Origin of the sequence: Flavobacterium sp. (assembly GCF_004295795.1) — a bacterium.
Lineage (GTDB): Bacteria > Bacteroidota > Bacteroidia > Flavobacteriales > Flavobacteriaceae > Flavobacterium.
Genome location: NZ_SEBR01000013.1, coordinates 145,513 through 166,272, shown reverse-complemented (window position 1 = coordinate 166,272; position 20,760 = coordinate 145,513). Strand labels below are relative to the sequence as shown.

The following is a 20,760-nucleotide window of genomic DNA, read 5'->3' as shown; positions in this document are numbered from 1 at the left end:
TCCCGAATTTCCAAGGCTGTCAGGTCGCCAAAATCGGTCGTGCCGCGCGCCTTTTTGTTACTTTTGCGGCGAGGCAAAAGTAAGCCCCGCTGGCAGGCGACGAATCAAAATCAAAGCCTTCGGCAGCGCAGCTGCCGAAAGAAGCAAAATGAGCGAAGCTCATTTATCTAGGCTTCGAGAGCGAGTAAAAGTTCCGGAAAAAAGAATTTCTTAAAAGAAAAAGGATCGTCTTGCGACAATCGTAGCCCGGATGACGGCAACTAGCCTTTTGCAGAAAAAACCGAATTTTTCTAAGTTTAAAACAGCGACCGCAGGAAGCTCGTTTTAAACCCAAGAAAAACCGGTTTTTGCAAAAAAGCTAGTGCCAGTCAGCCGGAAAAAGCTCCAAAACAAAAAAACAACTAAAGTGAATAATTTCAGCACCTTTCGCTATTTTCAAATGGTGAACTTTACCTAAATTTGCGGCTTCAAAACACCCGCCTATGCTGTTCATTACTTTCTGCGTCTTCGCTTCGGTAGTTTTTCTGCAATTCCTTTACTACGTGGTGGTTTTTGGGAAATTCGCATTCTCGAATCCTCAAACGAACGCTCCAAAACGCATTCCGGTTTCGGTCATTGTGTGTGCAAAAAACGAGGAAGAGAACGTGCGGAGATTCGTGCCGCTTTTGGCCGAACAGGAATATCCGGATTTCGAAATCGTGTTGATAGACGACGCATCGAGCGACGGCACACTCGACCTTTTCGAGGAATTCGAGAAACAATATGCGAATGTCAGGCTCGTGAAAGTCGAGAATAACGAGGCGTTTTGGGGCAATAAAAAATATGCTTTGACGCTTGGGATCAAGGCCGCCAGAAAAGAATATCTGTTGTTTACCGATGCCGATTGCCGTCCGGCGTCGAAAGATTGGATCAAGGAAATGACCTCTCGATTCACCATGCAGAAAACCTTCGTTTTGGGCTATGGCGCTTACGAAAGACTTCCGGGATTTTTGAACAAACTGATCCGTTTTGAGACGCTTTTGACCGCCGTGCAGTACTTTTCTTGGGCGAAAATTGGCAATCCTTACATGGGCGTCGGACGAAATCTGGCGTATAAAAAAGACGAGTTTTTCAACGTGAACGGATTCATCGACCATATCAAGATCAGGTCAGGAGACGACGATCTTTTCATCAACCAAGCCGCGACTTCCAAGAATACGACGGTCTGTTATTCACCAGAAAGTTTCACGTATTCCGAGCCCAAAAAATCGTTCAAGGAATGGTTCGCCCAAAAGCGCCGCCATGTGTCGACTGCGAAGCACTACAAACCGTTCGATCGTTTTCAGCTCGGCTTCTTTTTCGTGCTGCAAATCGCGTTCTTCATACTGCCGATCGTGCTTTTGGCGTTTCAGTTCATGTGGATCTACGTTTTGGCGATCATCGGTTTCCGCTACCTTTTCACTTGGGTCATTTTGGGATTGTCGGCCGGAAAACTCAAGGAAAAGGACGTGATGTACTTTTATCCGATCATGGAAATCGCACTAATCTTCAACCAATTGAATATCTTTATATCCAACATCGTCTCAAAACCCGTGCATTGGAAATAAACCAGTATATAGAAAAAGCGAAACACGGCGACCAATCGGCGTTTACGTTTTTGCTTGACCGTTACTGGGACGAGGTTTTTGCTTTCATGCTCAAGCGAACCGAGAACGAAACCGATGCCGAAGACATTACCATAGAGACATTTTCGAAGGCCTTCGACAAAATTTCCGCGTATAATCCGGAATTTCAGTTCAACACTTGGCTCATCGCCATTGCCAAAAATGTCCACATCGACCTTATCCGAAAAAGAAAAAAAGCATTGTTTCTGGACATAACGGACGAAGACGATGAGTTGGCTTACGATGTGGCGGATTCCGCTCCATCGGCCGAGGACAAACTGATCACGGAACAAAATCTGTCGAGCTTACTGGAATGTATCAAACAGCTCAAACCGGCTTATCAGGAAGTGATCCAACTTCGGTATTTTCAGGAACTTTCTTATAATGAGATTGCTGAAACTTTGACCGAACCACTTTCGAATGTCAAGGTAAAATTGCTGCGCGCCAAGAAATTGTTGGCCGAAATCATCCAGGGCAAAACCAAGAAATAACGCCTGGCAAGTTTATGCCAATAAAAAAGCCGGACACTTCTGCTTTGCCCGACTTCTTTGGTAATAGTGGTGTTTTGCTTATTTGCTTTTGGCTTCGTAGATTTTCATCATCTCGGCAGCCTTTGCATTTTGGTTTGTCGCCTTGAGACATTGTGAGTAGCGAAAGTACATGACCGGCTCGATTTCTTCTTTGGCCAATCTGAAGTAGTGTCCGTACCATTTTGCCGCGGCTTCCAAATGTCCGTCGAAGAATCTGGCGTTGGCCACGCGTTTGAGCATGTCGACAGACTCGTATCCTTTTTCAAGTGTTCTTTCGTAAGTGTCGATCAGGTCGATGTTTACCGATGTGACTTTTCGTTCCGCCTTCACGACTTCGACCGGTTTTGCGACCGTCAAAGTAGCCGGAGCAAGCGTCAGGGCCGAAATTGGCGTTTCCACTTTCGCGATTTCGTTGGTACTCGATGCAGGTGCAGTCGCAACGGCAGGTTTTGCCATCATCGAGATTGCTTCTGCCACTTTTGGAGTTGCTTTTGCTTTTACTTTTCCGTAGATCGGAGTGATTTTTCTGCTGTTGTTCGGACCCAAATCTACTTTACTTACCATGCTTAGGTTCGATACGATATACGTCGTTACGCGTCCGCCGAAGTTCAGGTTGATTCTTTCTTCAACGCGGTATCCGACGATGTTCTCGTCGCTTCCGCCGGCAAACGTTCCGGAAACCAGACGTGTGATTCCTATTTTGATTGGAGCACCGTTTCCTTGGGCAAAAGAGTTGACCGAAAAGACACTCGCCATCATCACCATCAAGAATGTACACTTTTTCATGAGTCCTCTAAATTAAAATTGTCAGTTTTTGCTTGAATTCTGATGTAAAAGTAAAAAGAGTGTATTTCGCCCGAATATTTTGCCCGTAACTAACCTCAAAAGACGTTAAACTGCATACGGATTGTCGTTTATCGATATTAAATTCCGATTATCGACGCGTCCTATTGAAGAATTCCCACGTAATCACACTCCTGACTGGTTATTCCATATTCGTCAGAATAAAGTTACGCCTGACATTTCCGGACAAATGAAGAATCGGATTAAAAAAGTTAACAAGTACACAATTTTTCCTTTCCATTAACAGTTATTAAATCAAACACTCAAACGATTTCGAAAATGTAGCATAATTACGCAACCTTTTAAACTGAATTGATTATGTCTAAAACAAGTATTTTTGAAAAACGCTGGCTCGACTTGGTGTTCGAGGGAAAAAACAAAGCATACGGCGCATACCAGCTGCGTCTTGAAAACCGAAAAACGACGCTGTTGGCGCTGCTTTACGGATTGCTTTTCGTAGGCGGGATAGGCGGCGGCGGATTCTTCCTGAGCTCGTTCGGCAGTCATCCTTCGCCAGTAGATTTACCTCCCAAAATGCCAGACGATGTCATTACGATTTATGACGCAACGATCAAACCGCCAATCCTAAAACCGATCGAACCGATAGAAAGCAAGCCGGCAACAGCTACCGACAAACCGGAACCAGACTGGAGAAACGATCCAACAGTTGCGCCTCCAACCGACACGAACACGAATCCGGACGACGATACAAAACCGTCAGCGCCGTCCCAGCCTGAAGGCAACAACTCCGGAACAGGAACCGATACCGGCAACAGCGGTGGATCGACAGACGGAAATGATGGCGGAACATCGACCGTTGACGAAGGTCCGGCCTTGATATCGACACTCGACAAAAGACCGGAATTCCCTGGCGGAATCGAGGAACTTTACAAAAAAGTCGCCCGCGAATTCGAAAAACCGGAAATGTACGAGAGTGTAAGCATCCGGATTATCGTATCGTTCGTGGTCGAAAAAGACGGCAGCATGACAGACATCAAAGTGCTGAACAAACCAGGACAAACACTTGAGCGCGAAGCAATCCGCGTGATGAAAACATTCAAGAAAAAATGGGAACCTGGCATCAAGAACGGAAAAGCGGTGAGAACTTTGTTCACGCTTCCAATCGTGATCAAACCCGAATAACAATAAAACACGAATGAGATTTAACGAAGAAGCAGGCCTGTAAGCCTGCTTTTTTTATGCATGAATTTTGGGCGAATCAGACTTTCTTGACGAATTCCGTTCTCAAGACCATCGCGGTTTTATTGACGCGGCAGTCGATTTCGGCCGGATCGTCCGTCAAGCGGATGTTGCTCACTTTCGTGCCTCGTTTGATCACATCACTCGAACCTTTCACTTTGAGGTCTTTTATCACGGTTACCGAATCGCCGTCGTTTAGGATGTTTCCGTTGCTGTCTTTTACTTCCATTGGTTTGATTTTGGGCAAAGTTAGGGCTTTTTGGAGTTTTATTTTGGTGGTTTTGCGAAGTCTGTGACTTCGCGAAATGTGTTTGGAAGTCTGTGACTTCCTATCTGAAATCGCATTGAAAGGTTTTCCGGACTGCGCACGAAATCGATGTAACCATTCTTTTACTACATTTGGCCAATCAACCAACGACAATGCAAACTTTTACTTTTCAGGAAAAACTGAAATACCTTTTCGGATTTCCCGTGATAGTCGCCGCCCTTGGCTATTTCGTCGATATTTACGATTTATTGCTTTTCGGGATCGTTCGCATCCGAAGTCTTGAATCGCTTGGGCTTAACGCCGATGAAGTCGGAACAATGATCCTGAGTTGCCAAATGACGGGATTGCTGCTGGGCGGAATCCTTTGGGGAATTCTCGGAGACAAAAAAGGCCGTCTCTCCGTGCTTTTCGGATCGATTCTCGTGTATTCGCTGGCCAACATCGCTTGCGGATTTCTGCCCTACATAGAGACTTCCAATATCGCAGTTCTTTACGCCGCCCTGAGATTTATCGCCGGAGTCGGACTTGCAGGCGAACTAGGCGCCGGAATAACCTTGGTGTCTGAAAGTCTTCCAAAAGAATTGCGCGCCATAGGGACGTCAATGGTCGCCGGGTTCGGACTTTTGGGCGCAGTCGTGGCCTATTTTTCGGTAGAACTTGTCGGAGATTGGACGACGGCCTATTTTATCGGAGGCGGATTGGGATTGCTGCTGCTTTTCCTGAGAATCGGCGTGCTCGAAAGCGGCATGTTCGAACACATCAAAACCAAAGAACACATCGCCAAGGGAAATTTCCTGTCGTTTTTTACCAACGGAAGGCGTTTTGTCAAATATCTCAAATGCATAGCCATCGGATTGCCTACGTGGTTTTGCGTCGGAATTCTGGCAACAATGGGCAACCAATTCGCACCTTCGTTCGGAATTGCCGCAATCGATCCGGGACGAGCGATCATGTGGACGTACGCCGGAATCTCGATTGGTGATTTCGCCAGCGGATTCATTTCCCACGCTTTGCATTCGCGCAAAAAAGCGATCTTCTACATGATGGTTTTTACGGCAATCGGAATTTGTCTGATGTTGTTCGGAGGTTCGAAATCGGAAAATTGGTATTATGGATTTTGTGCGTGGCTTGGACTCGGAACGGGTTATTGGGCACTTTTTGTGACCGTCGCCGCTGAACAATTCGGAACTAACATAAGAAGCACGGCAACGACGACAGTGCCAAACATGGTGCGCGGCCTTTTGCCTGTCATGTTGCTCGGATACGACTTTTTCAAAACGAGATTCGACGTTGTGCATTCGGCATTTTTCGTCGGGATCATCGTTTTTTCACTCGCGATCTATTCGACATTGACGATCCAGGAAACGCATGGACGCGACCTCGAATTCACCGAATAAAAGCCAAATCGGAATAAAATCCGGAAATCAATCCTCGAATAAAAAGGCGGCGACCTGCCCGTAAAGTTCGTCGCTGTGCAAACTGTGTCCCAAACCGGACGTTTTGATGTGTTTCACCTTTGACCAAAAGGTCGCGATCTTCTGCGATTCGGTAAACAAAACCACGTCATCGGCTTCGTCGTGAGCGACCAATCCGTTAAGATTCAAGGTTTCACCGAAAATCCTGATGGAATAGGAATCGGGATGGAATTTGAAGTTTTCGACAAAATAATCGTTGAGCAGATTGCGCGATTTTTTCGTCAGACCCAAAAGCCTTTCATAATTATCGATTATCGGATTCAACTCGGCCGGAGAACCCAAAATGACCATTTTCCGCAACTTCTCGTTTTGGTACAAATGCTGGAAATACAAACTCGCCGATCCGCCAATAGAATGTCCGACGAGGTAATCGGGTTTTACCTTATCCGCGACAGCGTTGATAAAAGCAGCATATTTGGGCAAACTGAAACTGCCTTGTGACAAACCGTGGTCGGGCGCGTCCAATGCCACGATCGTGCACCCGGAAGCTTGAAGAAACGGCAGGAATTTTTCCCAACGCCACGAATTCGAATCCCAACCGTGAGCCAAAAGTACAGTCGCTCCGTTGCCTTTCCAAGTGTAAGTCTGAATCGTATCGCCGTTTAACGAAATCGTCTCGCGATGCGTTTTGGCCAACAATTCGGGTAAGGTCTTGTGGTAGAGTTTCCCGTCACGCGGCTTGCTGAAAAAATAATACACGACCTGCTTGCCCTTTTTCGGAGCAAGAAAACACAGCAGGTTCACGTAAAACCCGATCGATTTGGTCAGTATGAAGTATTTTATTTTGCGCATGCCGTCTCACAGAAAAAACAATGCAATAAAAAAGCCCCAATTAAGGGGCATGAATCTTAGTGTTTGAACTCTGAAAAGAGTTGGTCCATTTTCTCGCGCTCTTCGGCCGAAAGCACATTGTCGATCAAGATACGGCCTGAATGCTCGTCGGTGATGATCTTCTTGCGGGATGCGATCTCAACCTGCGTTTGAGGCGGAATCGTAAAATAAGAACCGGCAGAAGCGCCACGCTCGATCGAAACCACAGCCAATCCGTTGCGGACGCTTGTGCGAATCCTGTCGTAAGCCGAAAGCAAACGATCTTCGATCTGGCTTCTGTATTCCGCCGATTTCTCAGCCAGGAAACCTTCTTCCTTGGCCGTTTCGTTCATGATGTCTTCCAACTCCGATTTCTTGTGCTTCAAGTGGGAAGATTTCGTTTCCAATCTCTCTTTAGACTGCGAAATCACCTCTTTCTTGTGCTCGATCGAAGCTTTCATTTCCTTGATCTGCTTTTCAGCCAACTGGATTTCCAACTCCTGGAACTCAACTTCTTTTGTCAAGGCGTTGAATTCGCGGTTGTTGCGCACAGTTTCCTGTTGCTTCGAATATTTTTTGATGGCTTCTTTGTGGTCATCGATTGCCGTCTTGCGGGCTTTGATGCTGTCCTCGATAGTTTCGAGCTCGCTCTTCAATTTGTCGAGACGCGTGCTCAAACCTGCCACTTCATCCTCGAGGTCTTCCACTTCGAGAGGCAATTCGCCGCGCACGTTGCGGATTTCGTCGATACGCGTATCGATGAGCTGCAAATCGTACAATGCTCTCAACTTGTCTTCAACACTCAATTCTTTCACGGATGTCGCCATATTTTTAAAAGTACTTAACTGGATTGGTATTAACTTCGGATAAAATGATTGCAAAATTAGGGATTTTTTCCTTAAGAAAATCAACCATATAGTTTTTTGTAAAACGCTCGCTTTCAAAGTGGCCGATGTCGAGCAGAAGCAACTCGTTTTCGGCTTGGTAAAAATCGTGATATTTAAGGTCAGATGTCACGAAAGCATCAGCGCCAGCGCGCTTTGCAGCCGAAATCGCAAAACTTCCCGATCCGCCCAGAACAGCGACTTTTTTCACGTTTTTGCCGACGTATTCCGAGTGGCGGATTCCCTCGGCCTGCATCGCATCTTGCACCAATTGTATGAAATCGCGTTCGGTTCTCGCCGTTTCAAGCTCGCCTATCATTCCCAAACCGATGTTCTGGTGCTCGTTTTTGAGCTCATAGATCTCGTGCGCGACTTCTTCATAAGGATGTGATTCGAACAAAGCCTTGAGTATTTTCGACTTCAGGTGTTTCTCGAAAGTGACCTCGATTTTGGTTTCGTCGGCTCTCACGAACTCGTGCTTCGCTCCTATTTTTGGATTGCTTTCGGAATTTCCCTGATACGTTCCGACGCCTTCCGAAGTAAAGCTGCAGTTCTCGTAATTCCCGATTTTTCCGGCTCCGGACGCGAATAATGCATTTCGGACTTCATCGGCATTTTCGGTCGGAACAAACGTCACCAATTTATAGATAAAGTCTTTCTTCGGAACCAAAATTCTGGTATTGACAAGTCCTAACGCGTCGCAGAAAATCTTGTTCACGCCATTTTTGTGGTTGTCGAGTGCCGTGTGAACCGCGTAGATCGCAATGTCGTTCTTGATCGCTTTCAAAACCGATCTTTCGACATAATTCGCGCCCGTGATTTTCTTGAGACCCGAAAATAAAATCGGATGGAAACAAACCACGAGATTGCAATTCTTGGCGATCGCCTCGTCTATAACCGCTTCCAAAGCGTCGTGACACACGAGAATTCCCGTGGCTTCGGCATTTGCGTCTCCAACCAAAAGCCCCACGTTGTCAAAATCTTCGGCGTAAGCCAACGGCGCCATTTCCTCGAGAACGGCAAGTATGTCTTTTATCTTCATCAAGTGGACCAGGAATTTAGGAAGTCTTTGATCGTCCAGCCGTTTTCGCCTTTTTCGAGCAGTAAAACCGCGCCGTTGTTGTGTTCGATCGTTCTGTAAAACGTGACTTTGACGAGTGCCTTTTTGCCGTTTTCAAAAAACACGGGCTTACTTACGATCATCAATCTTTGGTTGTTCAGGTTGAGTTTGGCGCGCCTTTCCTGATATTGCTCGACCGAAAGGCAGTCGTTTATTTTTTGTTGTAGCTTTGTTTGGTCGAGCTTGTAGATCGTTTCCAATTCCGGAAGCCAACTTGAAGGTTGAATGTCAGTATTGACCTGATTTCTGATACTTTTAACTTCAGATGCAGGCAATTTCAGACCTTGCACGGCCTCGAAAATCTCCTCGTTGTTGTTCGCCTTCTCGCAATATGTAAAAAGCAGTTGTTGGCGGCCCTTTACGACGACTTTCTCGTTTTTGTAATAGTTCTTCGCGATGACTTCCAGAATCGAAGCCGCGTCAGACTGCCCGAAAACCGACCCTCCGAAAAAAGCAAGAACAAGCGTAAAAAAAACTTTGGAATTCATTTCAACCCGCGATTTCGTTCGGTTACCAAAGATAAAAATTATATTTGCGTACATGATGCTGATCCGTAAAATACTGTTCCCGTTTTCGGCGATTTACGCACTGGTTACGGGTTTGCGCAATTATTTTTACGATAAAGGATGGTTTAAGTCGACCGCTTTCGACATTCCCGTGGTCGCCGTCGGAAATCTCAGTGTAGGCGGAACCGGAAAATCGCCACAGATCGAATACTTGTTGCGGTTGCTTTCGCCGACTTACAAAGTGGCGACTTTGAGCCGCGGTTACAAGCGTAAGTCGAGTGGTTTTGTTTTGGCCGATGCAAATTCGGATGCGGAAATTTTGGGTGACGAACCGTTTCAATTCCATCAAAAATTTCCCGGTGTTTCGGTCGCGGTCGACGCCGATCGCACAAATGGCATCCAAAACCTCATCAAACACGTGAATCCAGATGTGATTTTGCTTGACGACGCGTTTCAACACAGAAAAGTCAAGGCCGGATTCTATATTTTACTGACGACTTTTTCCGATCTGTACCTGGACGATTTCGTGCTTCCGACGGGAAATCTGCGCGAAAGCCGACGCGGCGCCAAACGTGCCGATGTGATCATCGTGACGAAGTGTCCGAAGGATTTGTCAGAAAAAGACCAAGACGCGATCCTACTAAAAATGCGTCTGAAACCTCACCAACAGTTGTTTTTCAGCTTTATCGATTATGACGATTTCGTTTTTTCGGATCAAGGAAATCTTCCTACAGACCAAATCCGGAAGCAACCCAAACTGCTGATTGCCGGAATCGCCAAACCGAAACCGTTTTTCGGCCATCTGAAATCGCAAAACGACGACATTCTGGAATTTCCCGATCACCATCATTTTTCGGCTTCCGACCTTTCCAAAATTTCGGAAAAAGCCGATGGAAAACCAATCGTGACCACCGAAAAAGATTACGTCCGGCTTCAAAAAAGCGGACTTTCAAACCTTTATTTTCTTCCGATCAAATCGACTTTCATTTCCAATCGCGATTCGTTCGACCAAACCATTTTAGACTATGTGGGAAAAAGTTCAGGAAACCGTTGAATTCATCAAAAGCAAAATCGACATTTCACCCGAATACGGCGTGATCCTTGGTTCCGGCCTTGGCGGATTCACCGAAGACATCGAAATCGAATACACTTTGCCGTACCGCAAAATCCCGAATTTCCCGACTTCGACGGTCGAAGGCCATAAAGGTGCGCTTGTTTTTGGAACGGTCGGCGGTAAAAAAGTCGTCGCGATGGCCGGAAGATTCCATTTTTACGAAGGCTATTCGATGCAACAAACGACATTTCCGGTGCGCGTGATGAAGTATTTGGGAGTGAAAACCCTGATCGTTTCGAATGCTTCGGGCGGCGTGAACGAACAGTACAAAGTTGGCGACATTGTCGTGATCCACGATCATATCAACATGATGCCCGAACATCCGCTAAGGGGAAAAAACGACGACAGATTCGGGCCGCGCTTCCTGAATATGGGCGAACCTTATTCGAGAAAGTTGATCGCAAATGCCAAAACAATTGCCGCAGATTTGGGAATCGAGGTCAAAGACGGCGTTTATTTGGCGCTTCAAGGCCCGACTTTTGAGACGTTGGCCGAATATCGCATGGTCAAAATCCTGGGCGCGGATTGCGTCGGAATGTCGACCGTTCCCGAAGTTATCGTGGCGCGCCATATGGATTTGGACGTTTTTGGTGTCTCTGTCATAACCGATATCGGACACGAAGATTCTATCGCCGAAGTGAACCACAACGAAGTTTTGCAGGCCGCGGCCAAAGCCGAACCGAAAGTCAGGGCGTTGATCAGGGCTTTTGTAGAGCGAGGTTCTTGAAGTTTGAATGGACGGATTCTTGTTTTTGGGCAGCCTTTAACCGTGAATTCCTTTGCGCGCTCTGGAAAAGTTAGCACTTTCAGGAATATTCCAATTACAGATTTTCTGTAGTTTTTGTTAAACTTCGAAAGCAGCGAATTACCCGATCGTCTGGGCAATGACGCGATAAAAAACGTTGGGATCGAAAGGTTTCGTAACCACGTCATTCATTCCGTAGGAAAGCAACATCTCGCGGTTTTCGTTGAGAGAAATTGCCGTAAGCGCAATGATTCTCGTGTGTTGGTCGAACGTTCGGATCGTTTGCGTGGCAATCGTCCCGTTGATTCCGGGCAAGTGCACATCCATCAAAACCAAATCGTAATAATTGTTTTTCACGGCCTCGATCGCATCTTCGCCATTGTCGATGATTTCTACCAACATCTGCTTTTTCTCAAGCATTTTCGCCGTGATCATCTGGTTGATCTTGTTGTCTTCGATGAGCAGCACTTTCTTGTTCACGAACACATTTTCGTCGTAATCCTCGTCCTGTTCGACCAATTGGCCTGAACTTACCTTGAAATCCAGGTCGAATGAAAATGTAGAGCCTTGCCCGATTTTGCTTTGCAGGAAGATTTCGCCTCCCAAAATATCGATCAGTTTTTTCACGATGTTAAGGCCAAGGCCGGTTCCGCCGTATTTTCGGTTGATTTCGATCGAACCTTGGGAAAAACTGTCGAAAATCGCTTCTTGTTTGTCTTCGGGAATCCCGATTCCGGTATCGATGATCTTGAAGTGGACTTTCGCGATTTCCTCTTCTTCCGACATCAACTGCGCAACGACCTTCACCTGACCGTTTTGGGTGAACTTGAGAGCGTTGTTTATCAGGTTCATGAAAATCTGGGACAACTTCGTAGGATCGCCGATCAAGATATCGGGAATGCGTCCGTCGATCTCGATCGTGTATTTGTTGCTGTTTGCCGCGGCAAGTTCCTTGAGCGAATTCTGGATGTTCTCAAGAAGCAACTTGAGGTTGAAATTGATGTGTTCGGCCACGACATTGCTCGATTCGATGCGGTTGAATTCGAGAATCTCGTTGATGAAAGTCAGCAGATAATTGCCAGAAAACTGAAGCGACGTCAGGTAATTCAGCTGCGATTTCTTCGGATTCTCATGCAAAAGCAAGTGCGTGATCCCGTTGATGGCGTTCAAAGGCGTGCGCAACTCGTGACTTACGGTCGACAGGAATTCGGCTCTGGCTTTGGACGCTTTCTCCGCCCGGTCTTTGGCAATCTGAAGTTCCTTGTTTGTCTCTTTCAGCAAAACGTTCGACTGATTCCGGATGATATTGTTCTTGTAGAGCGACAAGCTCAAAAGCGAGAGAATCGAGATCAGCGCAATGGCCAGGATCGAGATCAGTTTGGCGAATTTGCCGTTTTTTTCCTGCACCTTGTTTTCCTTGTCGAGTTGTTCGATCGTCTTCAAACGCTCGTCGTCCTTGAATTTGCTGTAATCTTCGGCCCCGAGTTTGGCCGCGCTAATGCCGGCGATGCTGTCTTTTAGGGCAAGGTGTTTTTTGAGGTAAAAATGCGAGGTCTTGATGTCGGAAATTTTCTCATACGCCTGACTCAAAGCGATGTAAAGCCGCGCCTTCAACTCGTAATTCTTGTATTGCTCGTTCAATGACAGCGAGCGGTTCAGGTAATTCAGCGCGAGATTGTTGCGGTTTCTGCCAAGTTCGATTTCACCCAAATGATACAGCGCTTCGGCCTTGATCTTGTACGCGTCGTCCTTGTCCTGTTGGGAAACGATCCGGCTGAAAATTTCGGCTGCTTGGTTGTTTTTGCCCTTCGTACGGTACAAAATCCCTTTCTGAAGATTCAAAAGCTCGATCGCATCCGGAATTTTGAGCGCTTGATAGATCGTTTGCGCTTTGCCGAAAGCCGTCTCTGCCTGGGAATAATTTTCCTTTTCCATGTAGCAAAGCCCGAGATTGTAGTAAGCGTAAGCTTGTTCGGCGGACGGTTTCAAAGTGTTGAACAAAGCAATCGCCCGGTTCAGAACCTCGATCCCATCGTTGAATTTCTTGATTTCTATGTACAGATTCGCGAGTGACAAGGACGCGCTGGCTTCGGCCTGAATATCTTTGGACCGCTTTGCGTAATCGATCGCTTTCTGGGTGTTGTCGAGAGAATTCCGGTAATTGTTGATGCGCTTGTTGAACTGGGCGAGTTCGAGATAGTACTCCGAACTGTCGGCCGGTTTTTTTTGGGAATGGACGCACGCACTCACCAAGAGCACTAAAATCAGCAATCTCCTCATTAGTCCTATCTGTTCGGTTTAGGGAGGCTAAATTTAGATAATTATTTCCGAATTAGGGAAATAAGGTCGACAAGACGCGCGGAATATCCGATTTCATTGTCATACCAACCCACGACCTTTACCATCTTTCCTATAACGGACGTGAGTTGTGAGTCGAAAAGACAAGAGTTTTGGTTGCCGAGAATGTCCACGGAAACGATCGGATCCTCGGTATAAGCCAAAATCCCCGCCAATTCGCCCGAAGCCGCGTTCTTGAAAGCCGCGTTGATTTCTTCAATGGAAACTTCCTTTTTCACATAACAGGTAATGTCAGTGAGCGAGCCGTCCGGGACCGGAACACGGATTCCGCCGCCGCCGATCTTTCCTTCCATTTCGGGAAAAATCTTGGTCAACGCTTTCGCCGCGCCTGTCGTTGTAGGAACAATCGATTGGGAAGCGCCTCTCGCCCGACGCAGATCCTTGTGAGGTTGGTCGTGCAGGCTTTGGTCTGTCGTGTACGAATGCACTGTAGTGATATAAGCGTGCTCGATTCCGCAGAGTTCGTCGATTATCCTGATCATCGGGGCCGCGTTGTTGGTCGTGCAACTCGCGTTCGAGATGATGGTTTCCGATCCGTCGAGAATCGCTTCATTCACGCCCAAAACCACTGTCTTGATCTGGTCGACTTCGCTTGGCGCGGACAAAATGACCTTTTTCGCACCCGAAAGGATATGCTGGTTGATTTCGTCGAAAGTCTTGAATTTTCCGGTCGATTCGACCACGATATCAACATCGAATTTCGTCCAATCGATGTTCTTGACGTCTTTTTCGTGTACGAACGCAAAATGCTGTTCATCGACAAGAATCCCATCAGGATCAAACGAAACCTCGTGTTGCAAAATCCCGTGAATCGAATCGTATTTCGTCAGGTGCGCCATCGTGCGATTGTCGGCGATGTCGTTTATCGCGACGACCTCGATGTTCGGATGGTTCAAAAGCAAACGGAAAAGATTTCTTCCGATACGGCCGAAACCGTTGATGGCAATTCGAGTTTTCAATGGCGATGGATTGATGGATTGTCAGATTTGCGGATTGGCAGATTGTCTCAAACTCCGACGATCCGAAAAGCCGAAAATCGAGAATTCAATTAAAGGATATGCTTTTGCGCGTGATAAGAACTTCGAACCAAAGCGCCGCTTTCCACATGCCTGAAACCCATTTCCTTACCGATTTCCTCGTATTTTTTGAATTGTTCCGGCGTGATGAATTCTTTTACCGGCAAGTGTTTTTTGGAAGGTTGCAGATATTGCCCTATCGTGACCACATCAACATTCGCGTCCCTAAGGTCGCGCATCGTCTGGATCACTTCTTCCTCGGTTTCGCCCAAACCAAGCATGATGCCTGATTTTGTGCGTCGGATGCCTTTTTCCTTGAGGTATTTCAAAACTTCGAGACTTCTGTCGTACTTGGCCTGGATGCGAACTTCGCGCGTCAATCTTCGCACGGTTTCCATATTGTGTGAAACCACTTCGGGATCGGCCGCCACGATCCTGTCGATGTTGCGCTCGTTCATCTGGAAATCAGGAATCAAAGTTTCCAAAGTCGTTTCCGGATTCATTCTTCGGATGGCTTTAACGGTTTCATACCAAATGATCGAACCCATGTCTTTCAAGTCGTCGCGATCTACCGAAGTCACGACCGCATGCTTGATTTTCATGAGTTTTATCGAACGCGCCACTTTCTCGGGTTCGTCCCAATCTACCGTTTCCGGACGACCGGTTTTCACGCCGCAAAATCCGCACGAACGCGTACAGACGTTTCCTAAAATCATGAACGTCGCCGTGCCTTCGCCCCAACATTCGCCCATATTGGGACAACTTCCTGAGGTACAGATCGTGTTGAGTTTGTATTTGTCGACGAGTCCGCGCAGTTCGGTGTATTTTTGACCGATCGGCAATTTTACCTTGAGCCATTTTGGTTTGGCCTGAGGCGCGGCAGATTCGAGAACGGTATTCATGTCGTCTTGGTTTTAGATCGCAAATTTACGCAGAAAGTTTGTTAATACGATGTTAGTGTTGCCTTCGACCTGCAAGGTTTTCAAAACGTTGCAGGTCTGCATTTTGGATTCTCTTGTTTACTATCAGAGTGGCGAACAATAACTCCGACACGACAGATCGTATTTTTTGAAAAACCTAAAGGTTTGAACAAACCTTGCAGATTAGGTAAGGAATTTTCTAGAGTTTCACCAACCGCTTCACGCCGATTTTCGCGCCATCGGAAATCCGGACGAAATAAACGCCAGACTGCAAATCGGAAACGTCCAAATCCACGGAGCCGGATTTCAAAACGGTTTGCCCGAAAGTATTCAGAATCTCAACTTTCATAGCATCGGAAAAAATGCCCGAAATCGCAACTTTCGCATCAGCCGGATTCGGATACAAAGCAAAAACGAGATTTTCTGATTTCTGCACCGCGAGATCGTTCACAGCCGTAAGTGCCGCGACCATATTCGGGATCGGGCCGATGTGTCCGCCCGAGCCTTGGGCGATTCCCGTATTGATCAAAATTTGGCGCAAAACCGTCGGAGCGAGATAGTTTCCGGTCAAATTGCGGTAATGGCTTTGCAACGCGATCGCACACGAAGCGACGATTGGCGTGGCCGAACTTGTTCCCGTAAAAGTGCAATAGCGCTGGTTGAAGTCGCCTCCGATCTGCGAAAAAGTACCGTAACCCGACGAACGCACATTGCTTCCCCAAGCCTGAAGGTTCACGCGATTTCCGAAAGTGCTGTACGAAATCCTGTCGTGTTGCAGATTCGCGGTTCCGGCGCCAACTATGATCGCGCCGCTGTCACCGCGGTTCATGTAAGCAGCGTAATTCGCTGAATCGAGATTGGCGTTTCCGTTTCCGGCGGCCGCGACGATCAAAATTCCCGAATTGGTCGCCGCATTGGTCAAATCCCAGATCGATTGCAGATATTCGGAAGGCACGAACTGGTCGTTGACGCCATATTCCTGCATTTCCAATAGAATCACATCGCCTTGGGACGAAGCCGAAATCGCGTTCAGCACGGCCGTTGCCGGACTGTAGCCGAAACTTTGCGTCCACTCTGGAAACTGTATCATTTCGGATACTCCGTGCGCCATTCCCGTTACGCCATACGTTCCGTTGTCGGCTGCGATTATGCCAAAAACCGCTGTTCCATGTTCGGAATAATCCTGGGAAACTTCCGGATTTAAAGCAACGCCGGATTGCATGAAAATGCTCGGGTTATCAACGAATTCCTCGTGGTTCTTGTTGAATCCGTATTCTACGTCGCGCACTTTGATCCCATTGCCGACGATTCCCAAATTCCACGCTGCTTGCATGTTCACGCCAGGATTCGCCTGAATGTAAGTCTGGTTGGCGAAGTAATTCGGCGTTGTTGGCGCGATGTCGGCTGGAGGCGGAACGGGTCTTGACGACAAAATTTCACAATAACGAACGCGATTCGACATTTCCAGTTTTGCCGCCAATTCGAGCAAAATTGCATCGGTCGGATTTTGGAGATCGACTTTGTAGATGTTCCCGATAAGCTCCAGCGCTTTTCCCGAATCTGTCGAAGTTCGGGCGAGTTCGGTCTTTTTTTCTTCGGACATCGGAAATGCTTTCCCGAGCGAAAATTGGTACTGCGACTGAAGTTCGTCGACGTCGAAATCCGCATCCGCGAAAGCGACGATAAGCGAATGTTTGAAATCCTGATCCTTGATCCTGAATTGGCCTTTTCGATTTTGGGCAACCGAAAAAGCGAAACTAAACGCGAAACAAACCAGTAAAATTCGATTCATAGCCAATAAGTTATGGTTCAAATCTACAACAATATGTGAAAGCAGGAACCGAAATAACGGCCGAAAGCTTACCTTTGCGCCATGGAAAATGAACTCAAACGCCTCAATAAATTCATAGGAGAAACCGGCTATTGTTCCAGACGTGAAGCCGATGCGATAATCGAAGCCGGACGCGTGACCGTTAACGGGAATGTGGCCGAACTCGGGATGAAAGTCTCGGGCGCGGACGAAATTCGCATCGACGGAAAACTTATTGTCGAGAAAACCGGAGATTTCGTGTATCTGGCGCTGAACAAACCGCCGGGAATCGAGTGTACGACCAATTTGGACGTGAAGGAAAACATCGTCGACTATGTGAATTTTCCAAGGCGCATTTTTCCTATCGGCCGACTTGACAAAGCTTCCGAAGGCCTCATTTTCCTGACCGACGACGGAGAAATCGTCAACAAAATCCTGCGTGCGAGAAACAACCACGAAAAGGAATACGAGGTCGTCGTCGACCAGCCCGTGAGCGACAGGTTTATCGAAAAAATGAGCAAAGGTGTCCCGATTCTCGACACGGTGACACGCGAATGTTTCGTCGAAAAAACGGGCAAGGATTCTTTCCGGATCATTCTGACGCAAGGCCTGAACCGACAGATCCGCCGCATGTGCGAATATTTGGGCTACGAAGTGGTGAAACTGAAAAGAACGCGAATCATCAATATCACTTTGGATTTGCCTGTTGGTCGCCACCGCGAACTGACCAAAGAAGAAGTCGACCAACTGCAGCTTTTGATTGCGCCTTCGAGCAAAACCGAAGATGCGAGTTTCGCCAAGAACGAGTTTGGGGAACGTCCGAAAGAATTCCAGAAACGCGATTTCCAGAGACGCGATTCATCCGACAGAAATTCCGCTGGCAGAAACGCTTCGGACAAACCGAAACGCGATTTTGAAAAACGCGATTTCCGTCGCGATGATTCGGATACTAACCGCTCAAATTCCGACGCTCCGAAGCGAGATTTCCAGAAACGCGATTTCAAACGCGACGATTCCGACAGAAGTTCGAGAAATTCCGATGCTCCGAAACGCGACTTTGAAAAACGCGATTTCCGACGCGACGAGTCTGATACGAATCGTTCGAATTCCGACGCTCCAAAGAGAGATTTCCAGAAACGCGATTTCAAACGAGACGATTCCGACAGAAGTTCCAGAAATTCCGATGCTCCGAAACGCGACTTTGAAAAACGCGATTTCCGACGCGACGATTCTGATAGAAGTTCCAGAAATTCCGACGCTCCGAAACGCGATTTCAACAGGAATGACGACGCGCAACGTCCGGACAGTTTCAAACCTGGGCCGAAACGTTCGATCGAAATCATCAAAAAAGACGATCCGCGTTACAGGAAAGAAGGCGATTCATAATACAATTTCGGGCTTGGTTTTGCGTTAAAACTGGAACCAACCGAATAAAATGAACACGAAAAAACTACTTCTGCTTACGCTTGCCATACTTATTTCAGTGGTCAGCCTTGCCTTTTTGGGCGTGAAAACTTTTGTGACGACTGTTGCCGACAGCCGCGATTGCGATTGGGCGAACATCGATCATATCGAGATGCGCGCCGCGGTCGACATTCCGCCGGTTCTTGACTCGGAATGCGATTACAATCCGGCGCGAAAGCGAAAAACCACGATTTTTACTTTGGACAAAGAGAAGTTTGACGTTTCTGGCTATTCGAAAAAGTTCGGGTACGAAAAAGTCGATCTGGCTCCCAAAAATTTCTTCGATTTCGACGGTGCGATCGCGAGTCTGGATGCGCCTCAGTTTTATGTCCGCAAAGGAAAAACCGAAACAACCGCTTATCACATGCTGTTTGACGCGAATTCGGGCAAACTTTGGGTCGATTTGCAATACCTTTACGACTAGCCCTATTTTCATGAGATTCTTTTTTGTCTTCCTTTTTGTCACTTCAGGCTTGTTCGCCCAAAAAGAATCCGCTTCGGTTTCCGAAACTTTCAAACTCGTCAACGATCTCAACGCCGCCGAGGGAAAACCCGCGATTTTCATGTGCCGCGAAGTCAACGGATTCTGGAACGAATACCTGACGGCTCCAAAATCGGAAAACGTCTTCGACATGGAAAAACGCAATTTCCAAAAGCGCGTCGACACGATTGCCAAATATGTCGGCGGAAATCTCGAGACCTGGAAGAAAAGTTTTGCTCCTATCGTCTTGTGGCAAGCGCCGCAGATCAAAGCAAAAGGCTTCGTGAGCTACCGAAATCTCGAGATCGACGCTTTTTACGAAAAGAACAAAACCGGCGTTTACCTTTACTCGCTTCCGCTTTTTGACGCCATGCGAACCAAGGCCTTGATTTACGTTTGGTACATGGGCGCACACGGCGTCACGCTCAACAATTACTACTATTGCGAGAAGGATTTGGGCGTTTGGAAAAGGAAATCGGTCGTGCTTATCGGCGGCTTCAACAACAATTGATCAAAACCATCTTCTTCGTCTGAAAAGCAAGACTCCGAACGTCGAGAAAATCAGCGAAATCCCTACTATGATCCAAAGTCCGAACGGATTTTCCTGAAGTGAATTCGGCACGTTCATTCCGTAGAAACTCGCGATTACCGTCGGAATCATCAAAATGATCGAGATCGACGTCATCTGTTTCATGATGTTGTTCATGTTGTTGGAAATCACCGAGGCGTACGCGTCCATCGTTCCCGTAAGGATATCGGAGTAAATGTTGGTCGTTTCCTGGGCTTGGCGCAGTTCGATCTCGACGTCTTCGAGCAATTCGGCGTCGTAATTTTCCCTTTGGCTTCGGATGTTCTTGAGCCGATGCAGCAAAATGTCGTTGCCTTTGAGCGAGGTCATGAAATACACCAGACATTTCTCGATTTGCAAAAGCGCCTGCAATTCCTCGTTTTTTATCGATTTTTCGAGGTTGTCTTCAGCCAGTTTGATCTTTTGGTTGACTTGTTTGAGGTATTTCAGATACCAAACCGACGACGAAAGCAGCAACTTGAGCACAAAATCGAAATTGTCGTGCATGTCAATTTTCTTTCTCGCCGAATAGTTCACGAAATCGTCGAGCATTTCGGTCTGACGGAAAGCGATCGTCACGCGAACGTCGTCCTTGAAAACAATCCCGACCGGAATCGTGTAAAACGGCAATTTCACATCGTCGCTCTTGAGCGGAATGCGCATGATGATAAGCCACCAACCGTTCTCGACCTCAATGCGCGGGCGTTCGTCAATGTCTTTGATGTCGTTGTAAAAGGATTCGGGAATGCCCAAATCTTCGAGCAGGAATTTTTTGTCCAGTTTGTCAGGCGATTCGACGTTTACCCAGCAATTTGGTTGCCACTCGCTTACGGCCACAAGTCCGTTTTGGTTTTGGTAAAAGGTTTTCATTTTTGCACGGCTTTATCCCGAAGCCGCGCAAGGTGCGGATTCAGGTGAGATTCAACAATTTGGGATGGTCGTCCATTTAAGGATTTTCTTGTGTTTTGCGGTGCAAAAGTAGTTTTTTATTTCGGTTTGGATTTT

At 47.1% G+C, this 20,760-nt stretch carries 19 protein-coding genes and 2 pseudogenes; 10 read left to right on the top strand and 11 right to left on the bottom strand.

What is annotated here, in order from left to right; translation table 11 throughout:
* The 3 genes from EOO49_RS12515 to EOO49_RS12505 all read left to right on the top strand — a co-directional run.
* Positions 1-214 (top strand): hypothetical protein (locus tag EOO49_RS12515; protein WP_290846172.1); only part of this gene is annotated, 214 nt, incomplete at its 5' end.
* A gap of 268 nt (positions 215-482) precedes the next feature.
* The gene (locus tag EOO49_RS12510) at positions 483-1,586 is read left to right on the top strand and encodes a glycosyltransferase (RefSeq protein WP_290846170.1); all 1,104 of its coding nucleotides are present in this window, start codon (positions 483-485) and stop codon (positions 1,584-1,586) included.
* Entirely contained in the window at positions 1,577-2,134 is a 558-nt protein-coding gene (locus EOO49_RS12505) for a sigma-70 family RNA polymerase sigma factor (RefSeq protein WP_290846168.1), read from the top strand. The genes EOO49_RS12510 and EOO49_RS12505 overlap by 10 nt, the downstream gene beginning before the upstream one ends.
* Positions 2,135-2,212: 78 nt before the next feature.
* Here the strand turns inward: EOO49_RS12505 and EOO49_RS12500 are convergent, their stop codons facing one another.
* Positions 2,213-2,959 (bottom strand): hypothetical protein, encoded by a 747-nt coding sequence (locus tag EOO49_RS12500; protein WP_290846166.1) that lies wholly within the window; start codon positions 2,957-2,959, stop codon positions 2,213-2,215.
* Positions 2,960-3,334: 375 nt separating this feature from the next.
* Between EOO49_RS12500 and EOO49_RS12495 the strand changes: the two genes are divergently transcribed.
* Positions 3,335-4,159, top strand: a complete 825-nt coding sequence (locus tag EOO49_RS12495; RefSeq protein ID WP_290846164.1) for an energy transducer TonB — start codon at positions 3,335-3,337, stop codon at positions 4,157-4,159.
* Between the two features lie 76 nt (positions 4,160-4,235).
* On the opposite strand, the pseudogene EOO49_RS12490 reads toward EOO49_RS12495, so the two are convergent.
* Positions 4,236-4,436 (bottom strand): annotated as a pseudogene (locus EOO49_RS12490) (zinc ribbon domain-containing protein YjdM); the annotation flags it as partial.
* A gap of 200 nt (positions 4,437-4,636) precedes the next feature.
* On the opposite strand from EOO49_RS12490, the gene EOO49_RS12485 reads away from it, so the two are divergent.
* The gene (locus tag EOO49_RS12485) at positions 4,637-5,881 is read left to right on the top strand and encodes an MFS transporter (protein ID WP_290846161.1); all 1,245 of its coding nucleotides are present in this window, start codon (positions 4,637-4,639) and stop codon (positions 5,879-5,881) included.
* Positions 5,882-5,908: 27 nt separating this feature from the next.
* Here EOO49_RS12485 and EOO49_RS12480 read toward each other — a convergent pair whose 3' ends face one another.
* From EOO49_RS12480 to EOO49_RS12465, 4 genes are read right to left on the bottom strand one after another with little or no spacing between them, the layout of a single operon-like run.
* Positions 5,909-6,751, bottom strand: coding sequence for an alpha/beta hydrolase (locus EOO49_RS12480; RefSeq protein ID WP_290846159.1), 843 nt, complete (start codon positions 6,749-6,751; stop codon positions 5,909-5,911).
* Between the two features lie 56 nt (positions 6,752-6,807).
* On the bottom strand, positions 6,808-7,596 hold the full coding sequence (locus EOO49_RS12475) for a hypothetical protein (RefSeq protein WP_290846156.1): 789 nt from the start codon (positions 7,594-7,596) through the stop codon (positions 6,808-6,810).
* A 4-nt stretch (positions 7,597-7,600) separates the two neighbouring features.
* Positions 7,601-8,695: a Nif3-like dinuclear metal center hexameric protein gene (locus EOO49_RS12470; RefSeq protein WP_290846154.1), complete on the bottom strand. Its 1,095-nt coding sequence runs from the start codon at positions 8,693-8,695 to the stop codon at positions 7,601-7,603.
* Positions 8,695-9,261: a hypothetical protein gene (locus EOO49_RS12465; RefSeq protein WP_290846152.1), complete on the bottom strand. Its 567-nt coding sequence runs from the start codon at positions 9,259-9,261 to the stop codon at positions 8,695-8,697. The genes EOO49_RS12470 and EOO49_RS12465 overlap by 1 nt, the downstream gene beginning before the upstream one ends.
* Before the next feature lie 52 nt (positions 9,262-9,313).
* Between EOO49_RS12465 and lpxK the strand changes: the two genes are divergently transcribed.
* Together lpxK and EOO49_RS12455 are read left to right on the top strand one after the other, a co-directional pair.
* Entirely contained in the window at positions 9,314-10,333 is a 1,020-nt protein-coding gene (gene lpxK, locus EOO49_RS12460; protein ID WP_290846150.1) for a tetraacyldisaccharide 4'-kinase, read from the top strand.
* The gene (locus tag EOO49_RS12455; protein WP_290846148.1) at positions 10,305-11,120 is read left to right on the top strand and encodes a purine-nucleoside phosphorylase; all 816 of its coding nucleotides are present in this window, start codon (positions 10,305-10,307) and stop codon (positions 11,118-11,120) included. Before lpxK ends, EOO49_RS12455 begins: the two co-directional genes overlap by 29 nt.
* A gap of 138 nt (positions 11,121-11,258) precedes the next feature.
* Here the strand turns inward: EOO49_RS12455 and EOO49_RS12450 are convergent, their stop codons facing one another.
* The 4 genes from EOO49_RS12450 to EOO49_RS12435 form a co-directional block, all read right to left on the bottom strand.
* Complete coding sequence (locus EOO49_RS12450; RefSeq protein ID WP_290846146.1) at positions 11,259-13,418, bottom strand: ATP-binding protein; 2,160 nt, start codon at positions 13,416-13,418, stop codon at positions 11,259-11,261.
* A gap of 41 nt (positions 13,419-13,459) precedes the next feature.
* Positions 13,460-14,455 (bottom strand): type I glyceraldehyde-3-phosphate dehydrogenase, encoded by a 996-nt coding sequence (gene gap / locus EOO49_RS12445; RefSeq protein WP_290846144.1) that lies wholly within the window; start codon positions 14,453-14,455, stop codon positions 13,460-13,462.
* 89 nt (positions 14,456-14,544) lie between these two features.
* Positions 14,545-15,414, bottom strand: a complete 870-nt coding sequence (lipA, locus tag EOO49_RS12440; RefSeq protein ID WP_290846142.1) for a lipoyl synthase — start codon at positions 15,412-15,414, stop codon at positions 14,545-14,547.
* Positions 15,415-15,631: 217 nt separating this feature from the next.
* Positions 15,632-17,224 (bottom strand): S8/S53 family peptidase, encoded by a 1,593-nt coding sequence (locus EOO49_RS12435; protein WP_290846140.1) that lies wholly within the window; start codon positions 17,222-17,224, stop codon positions 15,632-15,634.
* 81 nt (positions 17,225-17,305) lie between these two features.
* On the opposite strand from EOO49_RS12435, the pseudogene EOO49_RS12430 reads away from it, so the two are divergent.
* From EOO49_RS12430 to EOO49_RS12420, 3 genes and pseudogenes are all read left to right on the top strand, one after another.
* Positions 17,306-18,049 (top strand): annotated as a pseudogene (locus tag EOO49_RS12430) (pseudouridine synthase); the annotation flags it as partial.
* A gap of 628 nt (positions 18,050-18,677) precedes the next feature.
* A complete protein-coding gene (locus tag EOO49_RS12425) occupies positions 18,678-19,130 on the top strand; it encodes a hypothetical protein (RefSeq protein WP_290846138.1) in 453 nt (150 codons plus the stop codon).
* Positions 19,131-19,140: 10 nt separating this feature from the next.
* On the top strand, positions 19,141-19,698 hold the full coding sequence (locus EOO49_RS12420; RefSeq protein ID WP_290846136.1) for a hypothetical protein: 558 nt from the start codon (positions 19,141-19,143) through the stop codon (positions 19,696-19,698).
* Here the strand turns inward: EOO49_RS12420 and EOO49_RS12415 are convergent, their stop codons facing one another.
* Entirely contained in the window at positions 19,699-20,625 is a 927-nt protein-coding gene (locus EOO49_RS12415; protein WP_290846134.1) for a magnesium transporter CorA family protein, read from the bottom strand.
* Positions 20,626-20,760: the final 135 nt, after the last annotated feature.

Bases quoted from the DNA above. Each gene is read 5' to 3' on its own strand.
- EOO49_RS12510 (WP_290846170.1), top strand. From the start codon at position 483: ATGCTGTTCATTACTTTCTGCGTCTTCGCTTCGGTAGTTTTTCTGCAA.
- EOO49_RS12500 (WP_290846166.1), bottom strand. From the start codon at position 2,959: ATGAAAAAGTGTACATTCTTGATGGTGATGATGGCGAGTGTCTTTTCG.
- EOO49_RS12495 (WP_290846164.1), top strand. From the start codon at position 3,335: ATGTCTAAAACAAGTATTTTTGAAAAACGCTGGCTCGACTTGGTGTTC.
- EOO49_RS12485 (WP_290846161.1), top strand. From the start codon at position 4,637: ATGCAAACTTTTACTTTTCAGGAAAAACTGAAATACCTTTTCGGATTT.
- EOO49_RS12480 (WP_290846159.1), bottom strand. From the start codon at position 6,751: ATGCGCAAAATAAAATACTTCATACTGACCAAATCGATCGGGTTTTAC.
- EOO49_RS12475 (WP_290846156.1), bottom strand. From the start codon at position 7,596: ATGGCGACATCCGTGAAAGAATTGAGTGTTGAAGACAAGTTGAGAGCA.
- EOO49_RS12470 (WP_290846154.1), bottom strand. From the start codon at position 8,695: ATGAAGATAAAAGACATACTTGCCGTTCTCGAGGAAATGGCGCCGTTG.
- EOO49_RS12465 (WP_290846152.1), bottom strand. From the start codon at position 9,261: ATGAATTCCAAAGTTTTTTTTACGCTTGTTCTTGCTTTTTTCGGAGGG.
- lpxK (WP_290846150.1), top strand. From the start codon at position 9,314: ATGATGCTGATCCGTAAAATACTGTTCCCGTTTTCGGCGATTTACGCA.
- EOO49_RS12455 (WP_290846148.1), top strand. From the start codon at position 10,305: ATGTGGGAAAAAGTTCAGGAAACCGTTGAATTCATCAAAAGCAAAATC.
- EOO49_RS12450 (WP_290846146.1), bottom strand. From the start codon at position 13,418: ATGAGGAGATTGCTGATTTTAGTGCTCTTGGTGAGTGCGTGCGTCCAT.
- lipA (WP_290846142.1), bottom strand. From the start codon at position 15,414: ATGAATACCGTTCTCGAATCTGCCGCGCCTCAGGCCAAACCAAAATGG.
- EOO49_RS12435 (WP_290846140.1), bottom strand. From the start codon at position 17,224: ATGAATCGAATTTTACTGGTTTGTTTCGCGTTTAGTTTCGCTTTTTCG.
- EOO49_RS12425 (WP_290846138.1), top strand. From the start codon at position 18,678: ATGAACACGAAAAAACTACTTCTGCTTACGCTTGCCATACTTATTTCA.
- EOO49_RS12420 (WP_290846136.1), top strand. From the start codon at position 19,141: ATGAGATTCTTTTTTGTCTTCCTTTTTGTCACTTCAGGCTTGTTCGCC.
- EOO49_RS12415 (WP_290846134.1), bottom strand. From the start codon at position 20,625: ATGAAAACCTTTTACCAAAACCAAAACGGACTTGTGGCCGTAAGCGAG.